This window comes from Salinicola sp., assembly GCF_982684285.1.
The window spans coordinates 1-12,815 of the sequence record NZ_CEXLVS010000112.1; the positions used below are offsets into that span (position 1 = coordinate 1).

Consider the following 12,815-nt stretch of genomic DNA (forward strand, 5'->3'; position numbering starts at 1 on the left):
CTGCTCCAGGAGGCGCGCCAGCGCCGCCAGCAGCGGCCGGAGGGAGACACCGCACCCAAGCCCGCCGCCACCAGCGTCGACGAGCGCTTTACCCGCTTCGACCGCCATCCGGGCTACCAGCAGCTCAAGATGATGCGCGAGGGCGGCAAGCGGCTGGGTATCCCCGACCCGTTCTTCAAGGTCCACGAAAGCACCGCCGACGCCACCACGGTGATCAAGGGGCGGTCGTGCATCAACTTCGCCAGCTACAACTACCTGGGGCTGGCACATCATCCCCGGGTGATCCAGGCCGGTATCGACGCCCTGGAGCGCTACGGCAGCTCGGTCTCCGCCAGCCGCCCGGTGTCAGGCGAACGTCCGATCCACCATGAACTGGAGCGGGCCATCGCCGACACCTACGAAGTCGAGGAGGCCGTGGTCTTCGTCAGCGGCCACGCCACCAACGTCTCGACGCTGGGCTACCTGCTCGGCCCCAAGGATCTCCTCCTCCACGACGAGTACATCCACAACAGCACCGTGGTCGGCGCGCAGCTTTCCGGCGCACGGCGCATGAGCTTCGCGCACAACGACCCGGTCGCGCTCGAGAACCTGCTGGCGCGTCATCGTCGCCAGTTCGAGCGCGTGGTGGTGGTGATCGAAGGGCTCTACAGCATGGATGGCGACGCCCCGGACCTGAAGCGCTTCGTCGAGATCAAGCGCCGCCACCAGGCCTGGCTGATGGTGGACGAGGCCCACTCCTTCGCGGTGATGGGCGACCGGGGTCTGGGTCTGCGGGAGTACTGCGACGTGGCCTCCACCGACGTCGACATCTGGATGGGCACCCTCTCCAAGACGCTCTCCGGCTGCGGTGGCTACATCGCCGGCTGCCGGGAGCTGGTGGAGATGCTGCGCTACTTCGCGCCGGGTTTCCTCTACAGCGTCGGCATGCCTGCCCAGGTCGCCGGGCCATCCCTCGCCGCACTCCAGGTGATGAAGGATGAACCCGAACGGCTGAAGCGGCTGCACGACATCTCGCGCTACTTCCTCGAGCAGGCCAGGCTCAAGGGCTTCGACATCGGCGAGAGCATCGGCGTCGCCGTGGTGCCGATCATCGTCGGCAGCTCCGTGCTCGCCGCCGGCCTGTCCGATGCCCTGCTCCAGCACGACATCAACGTGCAGCCGATCCTACACCCGGCGGTGCCCGAGAAGAGCGCGAGGCTACGGTTCTTCCTCAACTGCGACCATACCCGCGAACAGATCGACCAGACCCTCGACGTGCTGGCAACGGAATGGAAGGCGCGAGCCAGCTAGCGTACACCCCCTCTCGAGGGCGATGAGACACGGCCTTGCCACCTGACGGGTGACAAGGCCGTTTTGCTGCCGAAGTGATCGATGACGACAACGCACGAGTCGTGATCGCGATGCGCTGCCCTCCCATCACTGCCCTGCAAGAGCAATGAATCTCGCCTTGAAGTAACCTATAGGTTACCATCATGATATGAAGATCGAGCTTCGTGAATTCCTGCGCAAAGATGGAACGAGCCCCTACCACGAGTGGTTTGCGGGGCTCGATGCCCAAGCGGCGGCAAAGGTAGCTGCCGCCGAGTACCACATGTCGATGGGCAACACCTCCAGCATAAAATGGTTCGAAGGAATCGGTGAATACCGGATCGACTGGGGGCCGGGATATCGGATCTATCTGGCTCGGGATGGCGAAGAGCTGATCATACTGTTTGGCGGGGGCACCAAGAAGCGCCAGCAGGCTGACATCGATAACGCCAAGGCACTGCGCGAGGAGTACAAGCAGCGCAAGCATCAAGCGAAGAAGGGAGAGAAATGATATGGCATTGACTCGTGACTTCAAAACGAAGATCGCTGCCCGCGTCGAGAACGACCCGGCATTCGCCAAGGCGATGCTGGACGAGGCGGTAACGCTCTTTCTCAATGGCGAGCCGGACTGCGCTCGCGTGATGCTGCGCGACCTGGTGAACGCCACCGTGGGATTCGAGGCGCTGGCCGAAGAGACCGGAAGACCCAGCAAGAGCCTGCATCGCATGTTGTCCTCCTCCGGTAATCCCGGCATGGACAACTTGGCGGCGATTTTGGGCGCCGTTCGCAAAGCATTGAAGGTCAACCTGGAAGTGCATGCCGTCAGCGCAGCTTGAGCAGCATGCTCGATCCGCGACGTGCAGGAAACGGAGTGGAAGACGCGGGCCAGCTAGCGTACCCCCCCCTTCTCGAGGGCGATGAGACACGGCCTTGCCACCTGACGACTTGACGGGTGACAAGGCCGTTTTGCTGCCTAACAATGAAGGTCGCACAGGAACCTGTATTGACTATCGCCTTTCCGACAGACGGCACGCACCAGACTCGCAATATCTAGAAGCCAGCTTCCTTCTGGTGTCGAATGGCTAGCACCACGACAACATCACCATCGATACGGTAGCGGGCGACATAGCCGCTATCGCCATGATCGATCATCCAGTCCCGATACTCTGCAGGCAGATCCTCGACAAGGCGCCCGATATGGGGCAACCCCCCGAGTGCCCGAACGCTTTGGATGATGGCTTTCGCAGCCCTTTCAGCCGCTGCCGGGTTCTTCGGTCGCAGAAAATCACGCGATGGCTCCAGATCCCGAATCGCTGCGGAGGCAAAAATTACTCGTGCCATGTTGGGCCTGGCACCTCGTTATTCGTGCCCCAACTGGTCAACCACTCTTCTACTTCGTCAGCGGTCACATGCATACCGGTGGCCTGGTAATGTTCCCAAGCCTTGAGCGTATCCCGTCTGAACGCTTCCTGCTTTTCTTCGCGGCCCACATATTGTTCGATGGCCTCGCGCATTAGCCAATGCGCCGAGCGCCTGCGAGCGTTAGCTAAATGCTGGATTCGATCTCTCAGGTCGTCGTCGAGCTTGATGGACGTCGGCTTCGCCATAGTGGCCTCCATAGTCAGAAGTAATACCTATAACTGCTATAAACTGGCCAAATCTGACTGTCGATGACGGCAGGCACCGATATTTCTTTACGACCGTGAGCGTTGCAACCCTGCTTACACTTCCATGCGCCTTTCGAGCCGCAGCTAGTGCAGAGGCGGCGATTACGGATCACTCATAATGGCTCCAGAGGCGAAGCACCTTCACGACCCGCGCTTCATCGAGCACCTGATAAACCAGACGGCGCTGGATATTGATTCGGCGCGAATAGGCACCCGCGAGATCGCCGACGAGCTTCTCGAACGGAGGCGGCTTCCGATACGGATCTTCCGACAGCAACGCCAGCAGCTCCTGGGCCTTGGGCTTCAGGCCGCTGGAGGCCAACTTCCGAGCATCTTTCTGGGCTTGCCTGGTATAGACCAGCTTCCACGTCACCAGTCGAGTTCCTCGGAGCACTCATCGACCGGGGTCTCCATCCCCTCACGAATGGACTCACGCATACCCGGCACAGAGAGTAGATAAAGCGTTTCCTGAATGGCGGCCCAGTCTTCCTCTGATACCAGAACCGCTCTGTTCCGCTTCCCCATGATGACGATGGGTTGGTGGGATTCGGCGGTTTCATCGATCAAACGATAGAGGTTGCCACGCGCCTCGGTTGCCGTAATTCCTGTCATGACACACTCCTTGCACCTCGATATCCATAGCGTACGCCTTTAAGTACGTACGTCAAGACGCTCGTCGATGATCTGAAATGCCAAACGGAGTCGACAGTCTTGGCCAGCCGGCCCGGCCATATTCGCGGGGGCAGGTTTGCGCGATCGAATCGAGACCTTCCCCCGCGTTACCGTTCAACCCTGCTGCTGCCCCGCCGCCTGTTGAATGCTGTCGATCAGCTCCTCGCCGTATTCATCGATGAAATCCTGCCAGACCGGCTTCACCGCTTCCTGGAAGGCGGCGGTGTCGACGTCGCGATTGACCTCCATGCCATCGTCCTCGAGCTGCGAGATCATCTGCTCGGTCTGGTCGATGTTCATCTGTCGCTGCATCGCGGTGGCGTCGTCGGCGGCCTTCTGCACGATCTGCTGCTGCTCGGGCGTCAGGCTGTCGAACCGGCTCTTGTTCATGGCCAGCAACAGCGCCGCGTAGGCGTGGTTGGTCATCGACAGGTACTTCTGCACCTCGTCGAAGTTGAACGACACCACGATACCCAGCGGGTGGTCCTGGGCGTTGACCACGCCGGTCTCCATGGCGGTGTAGAGCTCGTTGACCTGGATCTGCTGCGGATTGGCGCCCAGCAGCTCGAACATGTTGTTGAGCACAATGGAGTTGTTGACCCGCATGCGCAGCCCCTCGAGATCCCCGGGCTCGCGGATCGGCCCCCGGTTATTGGTCATCTCCCGGAAACCGTTCTCGGGAAACGCGAGGCCCTTGAGGCCGGCGCTCTCGAGTTCGCTCATGACCCGATCCCCCGGTTCGCCATCGAGGGCATTGAAGGCGGCCTGGTGGTCGGCGAACATGAATGGCAGCGTGAAAGCGGCGGCCTCGGGCACCAGCCCGGTGAAGTTGTTGAGCCCCGACAGGGTGATGTCGATGATCCCCGAGCGGGTGCCGTCGATCATCTGCGAGTCGTTGCCCAACTGGCCGTTGGGAAAGATCTGCACCTTCAGCTCGCCATGGCTGGCGCTCTCCACCTCCTCCTTGAACTTCTCCGCCAGGGTCTGCTGCAGATCGCTCTGCGGCGCCGGATGCGCGAAACGCAACGTCGTCGCGGCCATGGCGGAACTCGACACGAGCGCCAGCCCGAACAGCGTGGCGGTGGTTGCCTTGATGATCTTGTTCATGACACCTCTCCTTGCCTTGTTTTGCGCTTTCACGCCTTCAGGCGCTAGCCGATCAGCCAATGCATCGGCACCGTGATGATCTGAGGCACCAGCACGAACAGCGCCAGCAGACCGATGTACACCAGAACGAAGGGATAGACCCCGCGCACCGCGTTGGTCATGGTGGTGTTGCCGACGCCGCAGACCACGTTGAGTACCGTGCCCACGGGCGGCGTGATCAACCCGATGCAGCAGTTGATGACGAACATCAGGCCGAAGTAGATCGGATCGATGCCCGCCGCCTTCACCAGCGGCATGAACAGCGGCACCAGGATCAGGATGGCGGGCGCGAGATCCATCACCATCCCGACCAGCAGCACCACCACCATGATCGCCGCCATCAACAGCTTCGGATCGTCCGCCAGCGGCCCCAGCAGGCCGGCGAGCTGCTGCGGCAACTGGGCGATGGTGATCACCCAGGAAGCGACCATCGCCGCACCGACCAGGAACATCACCAGGGCGGTGGAACGCCCGGCGCGGATCAGCACCGCCAGCAGCTTGCGCGCATCCAGCTCGCGATAGACCACGGCGGAGACGACGATGGCGTAGACCGCCGCCACCACCGCCGCCTCGGTGGGCGTGAAGACCCCGAAACGGATCCCGACGATGATGATCACCGGCAGCAGCAGCGCCCAGACGCTGTCGCGCAGCGCCTTCAGCCGCTCGCCGCGGGTGGCCTTCGGCTGCGGCTCGAGGTCCGACTTACGCATCATGAAGCGCCAGGTGATCATCAGCGCCAGGCCCATGAAGAGCCCCGGCACGATCCCGCCGATGAACAGCTTGGCGATGGAGAGGTTGCCCGCCACCCCGAGGATGATCAGCGGCAGCGAGGGCGGAATCACCGGCGCAATGATGCCGCCGGCGGCCAGCAGCCCCACCGAGCGGGAGGCGGGATAGCCGCTCTTGCGCATCATCGGATAGAGGATGCTGACCAGCGCCGCCGCGTCCGCCACCGCCGAGCCGGAAAGCCCGGCCAGCAGCAGCGAGGTGATGATGGCCACGTAGCCCAGCCCGCCGCGCCAGTGCCCCACCAGCGCCATCGCCAGGCGCACGATACGATCCGACAGGCCGCCCACGGCCATCACCTCGCCGGCCACCATGAAGAACGGGATGGCCAGCAGGGCAAAGTTGTCGACGCCGTTGATCAGCGACTGGGAAACGATGTCGGCGCTGAACATGCCCATCTGCAGCATCAGCGCCCCCGCCGCCGCCAGCAGGGCGAAGGCCACCGGCAGGCGCAGCAGGATGGCGCCGATCAGTACCGCCAGAAACAGCGCCAGGGTCATGGTCTGGTCTCCCGGTCATGCGCGCTGTCGACGCCGGGCGCTTCGACACCTGAAGCCCCGATGCCAGCAGCCCCGACGCCGGGCGCCTCCGAGTACCCCGGACGCAGCAGTCCGAGCGTCGCGGTCACGCTCATCAGCGCCCCGGAGACGACGCCGGCGAGATAGAAGAGCCCGCTGGGCAGGCCGGTGAGCGGCGAGATGTTGTGCCAGTTGGCCAGCGTCTGGCGCCAGCAGCCCACCAGCAGCATGAGCGCGGCAATCAGGATCACCAGCCACAGCAGCCGCCCCAGGACCAGGCGCACCGGTCGCGGCAGGCGATCGAACAGCTCGCCGACCGCCAGGTGCTCGCCCTCCTTCAGGCAGAGCGAAGCCCCCAGCATGACGATCCAGACGAATCCCAGCCGCGACAGCTCGATGCCGGGGCGCAGCCCGGAAGCGAACCCGTAGCGCAGCACCACGTTGACGAACACCAGGATCATCATCGCCGCCATCAGCGCGGCGATGGCCCACTCGATTCCACGCCAGAAAGTCCGAACCGCCGTCATCGTTGCCTCCCGCCCTCTCGGGTCAGCCTGTCATCGCTCGCGCCCGTCGCCGGGCAGACGATCGAGCTCGGCGATATAGCGCTGCGTTACGGTGAGATCCTCGTCGCCGAAACCGCGCCGTCCCAGATCCTCGTAGAGCGCCGCCAGGGTGGTCAGCTGAGGCGCCACCACCCCGCCCCGCGCCGCCTCGTCGGTGGCGAAGCCGAGATCCTTGATCATGTAGCGGGCCAGGCCGGACGGGGTGTAATCCTTGTCGATCAGGCGCTGCCTGCGCGACGCTAGGAAACGCCCGCCGGCATAGCCGCCCCCGAGGCAGTCGAGCAGCCTGGCCAGATCGAGCCCGGCGCGCTCGGCGATCACCGTGGCCTCCGCCAGCGCCACCATGGTCGAAGCGACCACCATCTGGTTGCAGGCCTTGGCCACCTCCCCGGCCCCCAGCGGCCCCAGCAGCACCGGCGTGCCGAAGGTCTCCAGCAGCGGCCGGGCAACGGCGAAGGCCGCCTCGTCGCCCCCGACCATGATCGAGAGCGTTCCCGCCTCGGCACCATCGGCGCCGCCGGAGAGCGGCGCGTCGAGCAGCCGAACCCGGCCGTCGGTGCGCGACTCGAGTTCGGCGGCCAGCTCGCGGATGCCGGCCGGCGACGAGGTCGAGCAGATCACCAGCAGCAGCGGCTGGGAGAGCCCCGCCAGCAAGCCCTCCTCGCCTTCGAGCAACTCCCGCAGCTGCGGTAGGTCGGGCAGGACGGGGATGATCACGTCACTGGCCGCGGCCAGCTCCCGGGGGCTGTCGCACCATTCGGCACCGGCATCCAGCGCCGGCCCGATCCGGTCCCGCGAGCGGCCGTGAACGCTGACCCGAGCGGCGACGCCCGACGCCAGCAGGTTGCGGGCCATCGGCATGCCCATGCTGCCAAGCCCGATCATGCCCACCCGTCGCCGGTCAGCGGCGCCAGGACCGGCGTCGTAACCGGTGCCGGGACCGATTCCAAAGGTCTCCTCGAACGTCGCCATGGCATCGTTCTCCTAGTCGCGACCGCCGCCATCGGCGGCGAGGTTCATGGGGTTGGCGATGCGCGCGGCCATCGCCTGGAGCGCTTCCACCGCCCGCTTCTCGATCTCGTCGTCGCAGCGCTCCTGCATCAGCGACGTACCCAGGGCGTAGGCCTGCTCGCCGCTGTACTGGGGGGCGACGGTCACCGCCAGCCCGCGCACGCCCGGGAAGACCTCGCCCAGGTCGCGACCGTGGCCACGGCTGCGCACCGTGCCAATCTTCTCCACCAGGGCGTCGAGATCGGTCACCGAGCGATCGGTCCAGGCGGGGCGCGTGGCGGGGTCGGCAAAGCGGCGACGAATCTCGTCGTCGTCGAGCCTCGCCAGCAGTGCGTTGCCCACCGCCGTGATCGAGGCGGGAAAGCGACTGCCGATACTGGCGGTCATGCGCAGCGGCATGCGCCCGGCGTGGGCGGCGAGATAAAGCACCTCGGTACCGTCGAGCACCGCCAGCTGGCAGATCTCGTCATGCAGCAGCGGCGTCTCGTTGCACGCCTGATAGAACGCCTGTACCGGGTCGTCGGTGCGCAGATAGGCGCCGCCCAGCTCCACCAGCCGCCGCCCCAGCCGGTAGCCGTTGCCGCTGCGGGCAATCAGCCCATCGGCTTCCAGCGTCAGGCAGATATTGAACAGCGACGAGCGGGCCACCGAGAGCTGGCGCGCCATCTCGCTGACGCCCTGGGGGGTGCCGCCGGCCTTCTCCAGCAGCGCCAGCACCCGAATCGCCCGGCTCACCGCCGGCGTTCGCTCGCCCTCGCCCGCCATCAGTAGAACTCCACGGTGTCGACGCGGTTGAGCAGCGGCTCGCCGTCGAGATAGCGGCGCGCGTTGTCGACGAACAGCTCGGCGATGAGGCGATCCTCCGCCTCGCTCAACGCCGCGGTATGCGGTGTCAGCAGCACATTGGGCAGATCCCACAGCGGCGATCCGGGGTCCAGCGGCTCCACGGCGGTGACGTCGAGCACCGCGAGCCCCACCTGGCCGCGCTCCAGCGCGCGGATCAGCGCCGGTTCGTCGATCACCGTGCCGCGCCCCACGTTGACGATGGTCGCGCCGGGCTTCATCGCCGCCAGCAGGGCGTCGTCCACCATGCCCTGCGTGGCGGCGGTGCCGGGCAGCGAACTCACCACCGCGTCGGCGCGACCCACCGCCTCATGCAAGCGATCGGGGGAGACGATCTCGTCGACATGCTCGACCGGGCGCTGGTGACGCGACACGCCCATCACATACGCGCCCAGCAGCGACAGCTTGCGCGCCACTTCGCGACCGATGCCGCCCAGCCCCAGCAGCAGCACGCGCTGTTCGCTGACCTGCCCCATCATCCAGCGCCCGCTCCAGTGGTGAGCGCGCTGCTGGTCGAGAATCCGCGGCAGCTGCTTGGCACCGGCCAGCACGCCAAACACCGCGTACTCCGCCAGCGGGCCACCATGGACCCCGGCTGAGGTGGTGAAACGTACCCGCGCCAACTGCTCGGCGGAGAGGTTGGCCGCTTTCACCTGGCCGCCGCCGCCAGCCGCCATGATATGCACCCAGCGCAGCGCCGGGTTGGCCTCGACGGCACGGGCCAACCGGGCGGGGTCGACATCGGGTATGCCGTAGAGCACCTCGGCTTCGGCGAGCAGCGCGTCGAAGCGGGCCTCCTGCTCCGGGGTACGCCGGAAAGCGGGATCGCCGCCAAAGTCCGCCGGGTGACGCATGGGCGGCAGCAGCGACTGATCCCGCATCAGCGCGAGGCGAGGCTCGCGGGCCTCGATCCATTCGCACAGTTCCTCGCTCAGCGGCGTCGCGACCGCCACGCGTAGCTTGCCCTCGTTCATGAACCGTCCGCCTCTCCAGAGTTCCACGCTTAACGTTCGAGCCCACTATCAAAACCAGAGCCCATTTATCAAAACTAGCGCCCCACTATTGTCCAATGAGCTGAACATCGTTCAGCAGAATGTACAGTGGTATTCTGGAATCGTAAGCACGCCTTTGGTCGCGAGTGGAGGCCGGGCAACTGGTACATTGGTCTGATCCATTGGTTTGAGGCATCGATCACAATCTTGGAGGTAGCGCCATGAAAGCCCTGGTCATCCATGGAAAGCAGGACCTGCGCAGTCAGGAGTGGGAAACGCCCCAGCCACGCCAGGGCGAGGTGCGGGTGCGCATCGCCTGGGGCGGGATCTGCGGGTCGGACCTGCACTACTACCATGACGGCGCCAACGGGGCTTTCGTGGTGCGCGAGCCGCTGATCCCCGGCCACGAGCTGTCAGGCACCGTCGATCTCGACCCCACTGGGGAGCTGGCGGCGGGCACACCGGTCACCTTCCACCCCGCCACCTTCGGCGAATGCCGGCCGGGGCTCGAGGGGCAACCGCACCTGTGGCCGAACGGCGGCTACCTGGGTTCCGCCTCCACCACGCCGCACACCCAGGGCGGCATGAGCGAATACCTGGTGATGAAACGGGAGATGATCCGGCTACTGCCGGAGGGCCTGCCGCTCAGGCGCGCCGCGCTGGCCGAACCGCTGGCGGTGGCGCTGCACGGCATCAACGTGGCCGGCGGTGTCGAGGGCAAGCGCGTGCTGATCTGCGGCGCGGGGCCGATCGGGCTGCTGGTCGCAGCCGCGGCGCTGGCCAAGGGGGCACGCGAGGTCACGGCCACCGACCTCCACGAGGGGCCGCTGGAGCGGGCGCGGGCGCTGGGAGTGCACCACACGCTGCGCGTCGGCGAGCAGACGCCGGAGCCGGAATCCTTCGATGTCGCCCTGGAGTGCTCCGGGGCGCCGGCCTCGATCGACGCCGCCATCCGGGCGGTACGCCGCGCCGGAGTGATCGCGCAGATCGGCATGATGGGTGCCGGCCCACAACCGCTGGAACTGGCGCTGCTGATCTCCAAGGAGATCCAGTTGCGGGGCTGCTTCCGGTTCAACGACGAGGTGGACAACGCCATCGCCCTGCTCGCCAGCGACGCGCGCTTCGACCAGGTCATCACCCACGAGCTGGAAGCCGACGACGCCGTCGAGGCGTTCACCATCGCCAAGGACGCCCAGGCCTCCGGCAAGGTCCTGATCCGGCTCTGGCCGCAGGGGTGAAAGCTTCGGCGTGCCACGCGTGACGGGGCGAGCATTCGGCATTCCACTCGACGCGAAACCGATGGCATGCAGTCAGGATAGACGTGTGCTTCAACGCCCCCGGGGCAAGATGACCAGTCGGCATAGTCATAGTATCATTGGATCCAGATCAGGCTGGACAAGCGAGGGACGCCCATGCCTCTCAACGAGGTTTCAAAAAGCGAGTTCAAAGCGAAAGCGCTCGAGATCCTGCGCCAGGTGGAAGCATCCGGTGAACCGTTAGTCATTACCGATAAAGGGCGCCCCACCATCGAAGTTCGACGATACCGAACCGACCAGCGCTCTCCCTTGGAACGACTCAAAGGGAGTGTTGTGGAGCTTTCAGATCCTTTCGAGCCGGTCGGTGAAGATGAATGGGAGGCCCTCGTTTGATCGTGCTCGATACGCACGCGCTGCTATGGTGGGTAAACGAGGACCCACAGTTATCCGGCAACGCGTTAGCTGCCATTAACCACGAGCTGCAAGCAGAAGCTGGCGGGATTCTTATCTCCGCTATTACTGCCTGGGAGATCGCGCTACTTGTCGATAAAGGGCGGCTGACGCTTTCCATGAGCGTTGACGACTGGCTGGATACGGTCGCTGAAATAGATGGAATCAAGTTCGTGGACATAGATGTCGCTACGGCATTGGCATCAACGCGGTTACCGGGAGTGTTTCACAAGGATCCAGCCGATCGCATGATCGTGTCCCTTGCCCGGCACTTCAACGTTGCGTTGGTTACCGCCGACGGCAAAATCATCTCTTATCGTCATGTGAAAACACTCTGGTAAGCATGCCCGCCAAACCATGCTTATCGATCTATTCGTCGGTCGATCCGGATCGCCGCGGAACGATTCGTCGAAAACCATGACGTTGCGTCCCCCCCGGTATCCCGCCAGATAACCCACGGGCCTCGATGACAGGCTGACTCGCAACACTGAAACCGATTCGGACGCCATCATGACTCCTCGTCCAACAATCCATGCCAGGGGTTCTCGTCCGCCGGCGGGTTAGCCTCATGGTCGGCCTCTTTCAATAGACGCTGCACGGCCAGGCGTTTCTCCCGCGGGATCAGCATCAGCTCGGCATTGAGACCCTCCGCGACCAGTGAGAGCGTGTCCAGACGCGGGTTGCCCTCGCGCTCCAGGCGCTGGTACTGCTGACGCGTCATGCCAATACGCGACTGCATGTCCTCCTGGGTCAGTCGAAGCTGTCGCCGTCGCTGAAGGATCTGTTCCAACACGGGCTTTCGATTCATACCTCGACCTCCTATTGCCTCACCTCGCAAAAAGCATCATATAAGCTGCTTAACAATAAAAAAGCAACATATTGATTGCATGCATTCTCATGCTACCCTCGCGCTCCCCTCTCAGCAAAAGCCCGTTTTCGTCGCCCGGCCCTGGAGCTGAAATCCGGCATCAGAATCGCTTGAGCTCAGTGCGACATATCGGCGAGAGACGGCAAGGCAACGACCAGCGAAAGGAGACCGGGGGCGAAATAGCCGCCACTATCCAGCCGGGGCCGGCCGATTCTGAACCGTGGCGACTGCGTGGCACTCACAGCAAGGCGCGTTGCTGCTCCCAGGCCCAGGCGTGCCTGACGATGGTGTCGAGATCCGCATAGCGGGGACGCCACCCCAACGTCGCCTTGGCCGCGCCGGCATCCGCCACCAGTCTTGCCGGATCGCCCGCCCGGCGCGGGGCGTCGGTGAACGGCACGCGGCGGCCGGTCACCCGCTCGACGCTGTCGAGGACTTCCTGGACGCTGAACCCGCTGCCGCTGCCCAGGTTGAATCGTGCCGTCGGCTTGCCCTCGAACAGATACTCCAGCGCCAGCAAGTGGGCGTCGGCGAGATCGCAGACGTGGATGTAGTCCCGGATACAGGTGCCATCTTCAGTGGGATAGTCGCGGCCGAACACCTGCAGCGCCGGCCGCAAGCCCATGGCCGCCTGCAGCGCCAGCGGCACCAGGTGGGTCTCGGGATCGTGGCGCTCGCCGATGGCGCCATCCGGGCTCGCGCCCGCCGCGTTGAAGTAGCGCAACGACACCG

Annotated in this window: 18 protein-coding genes; 6 read left to right on the forward strand and 12 right to left on the reverse strand. The window is 64.7% G+C overall.

The window, feature by feature from the left end:
- The 3 genes from AC3AYF_RS11290 to AC3AYF_RS11300 all read left to right on the forward strand — a co-directional run.
- On the forward strand, positions 1-1,290 hold a 1,290-nt coding region (locus tag AC3AYF_RS11290), incomplete at its 5' end, for an aminotransferase class I/II-fold pyridoxal phosphate-dependent enzyme (RefSeq protein ID WP_365677260.1).
- 187 nt (positions 1,291-1,477) lie between these two features.
- A complete protein-coding gene (locus AC3AYF_RS11295; RefSeq protein ID WP_295038233.1) occupies positions 1,478-1,819 on the forward strand; it encodes a type II toxin-antitoxin system RelE/ParE family toxin in 342 nt (113 codons plus the stop codon).
- Between the two features lies 1 nt (position 1,820).
- Positions 1,821-2,144, forward strand: coding sequence for a helix-turn-helix domain-containing transcriptional regulator (locus AC3AYF_RS11300; RefSeq protein WP_295038236.1), 324 nt, complete (start codon positions 1,821-1,823; stop codon positions 2,142-2,144).
- A gap of 214 nt (positions 2,145-2,358) precedes the next feature.
- Here the strand turns inward: AC3AYF_RS11300 and AC3AYF_RS11305 are convergent, their stop codons facing one another.
- From AC3AYF_RS11305 to AC3AYF_RS11350, 10 genes are all read right to left on the reverse strand, one after another.
- Complete coding sequence (locus AC3AYF_RS11305; RefSeq protein WP_295038239.1) at positions 2,359-2,649, reverse strand: type II toxin-antitoxin system RelE/ParE family toxin; 291 nt, start codon at positions 2,647-2,649, stop codon at positions 2,359-2,361.
- Complete coding sequence (locus AC3AYF_RS11310; RefSeq protein WP_295038242.1) at positions 2,637-2,915, reverse strand: CopG family ribbon-helix-helix protein; 279 nt, start codon at positions 2,913-2,915, stop codon at positions 2,637-2,639. Before AC3AYF_RS11310 ends, AC3AYF_RS11305 begins: the two co-directional genes overlap by 13 nt.
- Before the next feature lie 169 nt (positions 2,916-3,084).
- On the reverse strand, positions 3,085-3,348 hold the full coding sequence (locus AC3AYF_RS11315; protein WP_295038245.1) for a Txe/YoeB family addiction module toxin: 264 nt from the start codon (positions 3,346-3,348) through the stop codon (positions 3,085-3,087).
- Entirely contained in the window at positions 3,345-3,587 is a 243-nt protein-coding gene (locus AC3AYF_RS11320) for a type II toxin-antitoxin system Phd/YefM family antitoxin (RefSeq protein WP_295038248.1), read from the reverse strand. The genes AC3AYF_RS11315 and AC3AYF_RS11320 overlap by 4 nt, the downstream gene beginning before the upstream one ends.
- A gap of 174 nt (positions 3,588-3,761) precedes the next feature.
- Positions 3,762-4,754, reverse strand: a complete 993-nt coding sequence (locus AC3AYF_RS11325; protein WP_295038251.1) for a DctP family TRAP transporter solute-binding subunit — start codon at positions 4,752-4,754, stop codon at positions 3,762-3,764.
- Positions 4,755-4,798: 44 nt separating this feature from the next.
- Positions 4,799-6,079 (reverse strand): TRAP transporter large permease subunit, encoded by a 1,281-nt coding sequence (locus tag AC3AYF_RS11330; RefSeq protein ID WP_295038254.1) that lies wholly within the window; start codon positions 6,077-6,079, stop codon positions 4,799-4,801.
- On the reverse strand, positions 6,076-6,624 hold the full coding sequence (locus tag AC3AYF_RS11335) for a TRAP transporter small permease (RefSeq protein ID WP_295038257.1): 549 nt from the start codon (positions 6,622-6,624) through the stop codon (positions 6,076-6,078). Before AC3AYF_RS11335 ends, AC3AYF_RS11330 begins: the two co-directional genes overlap by 4 nt.
- A 30-nt stretch (positions 6,625-6,654) precedes the next feature.
- Positions 6,655-7,635 carry an NAD(P)-dependent oxidoreductase gene (locus AC3AYF_RS11340; protein ID WP_487779744.1) on the reverse strand — a complete coding sequence of 327 codons (981 nt, stop codon included), beginning with the start codon at positions 7,633-7,635 and terminating at the stop codon, positions 6,655-6,657.
- A 12-nt stretch (positions 7,636-7,647) separates the two neighbouring features.
- Positions 7,648-8,439, reverse strand: a complete 792-nt coding sequence (locus tag AC3AYF_RS11345) for an IclR family transcriptional regulator (RefSeq protein ID WP_295038264.1) — start codon at positions 8,437-8,439, stop codon at positions 7,648-7,650.
- A complete protein-coding gene (locus AC3AYF_RS11350; protein WP_295038266.1) occupies positions 8,439-9,491 on the reverse strand; it encodes a D-2-hydroxyacid dehydrogenase in 1,053 nt (350 codons plus the stop codon). Before AC3AYF_RS11350 ends, AC3AYF_RS11345 begins: the two co-directional genes overlap by 1 nt.
- 239 nt (positions 9,492-9,730) lie before the next feature.
- On the opposite strand from AC3AYF_RS11350, the gene AC3AYF_RS11355 reads away from it, so the two are divergent.
- The 3 genes from AC3AYF_RS11355 to AC3AYF_RS11365 all read left to right on the forward strand — a co-directional run bounded on the left by AC3AYF_RS11355 (position 9,731) and on the right by AC3AYF_RS11365 (position 11,556).
- On the forward strand, positions 9,731-10,747 hold the full coding sequence (locus AC3AYF_RS11355) for an L-idonate 5-dehydrogenase (RefSeq protein ID WP_295038269.1): 1,017 nt from the start codon (positions 9,731-9,733) through the stop codon (positions 10,745-10,747).
- A 174-nt stretch (positions 10,748-10,921) separates the two neighbouring features.
- Complete coding sequence (locus AC3AYF_RS11360; RefSeq protein ID WP_295038272.1) at positions 10,922-11,158, forward strand: type II toxin-antitoxin system Phd/YefM family antitoxin; 237 nt, start codon at positions 10,922-10,924, stop codon at positions 11,156-11,158.
- 2 nt (positions 11,159-11,160) lie between these two features.
- Positions 11,161-11,556 (forward strand): type II toxin-antitoxin system VapC family toxin, encoded by a 396-nt coding sequence (locus AC3AYF_RS11365; RefSeq protein WP_295038289.1) that lies wholly within the window; start codon positions 11,161-11,163, stop codon positions 11,554-11,556.
- Positions 11,557-11,723: 167 nt separating this feature from the next.
- On the opposite strand, the gene AC3AYF_RS11370 is transcribed toward AC3AYF_RS11365, so the two are convergent.
- Together AC3AYF_RS11370 and AC3AYF_RS11375 are read right to left on the reverse strand one after the other, a co-directional pair.
- Positions 11,724-12,023 (reverse strand): helix-turn-helix domain-containing protein, encoded by a 300-nt coding sequence (locus AC3AYF_RS11370; protein ID WP_295038276.1) that lies wholly within the window; start codon positions 12,021-12,023, stop codon positions 11,724-11,726.
- Positions 12,024-12,321: 298 nt separating this feature from the next.
- Positions 12,322-12,815: NAD-dependent epimerase/dehydratase family protein (locus AC3AYF_RS11375; protein ID WP_487779745.1), on the reverse strand; the 494-nt coding region annotated here is incomplete at its 5' end.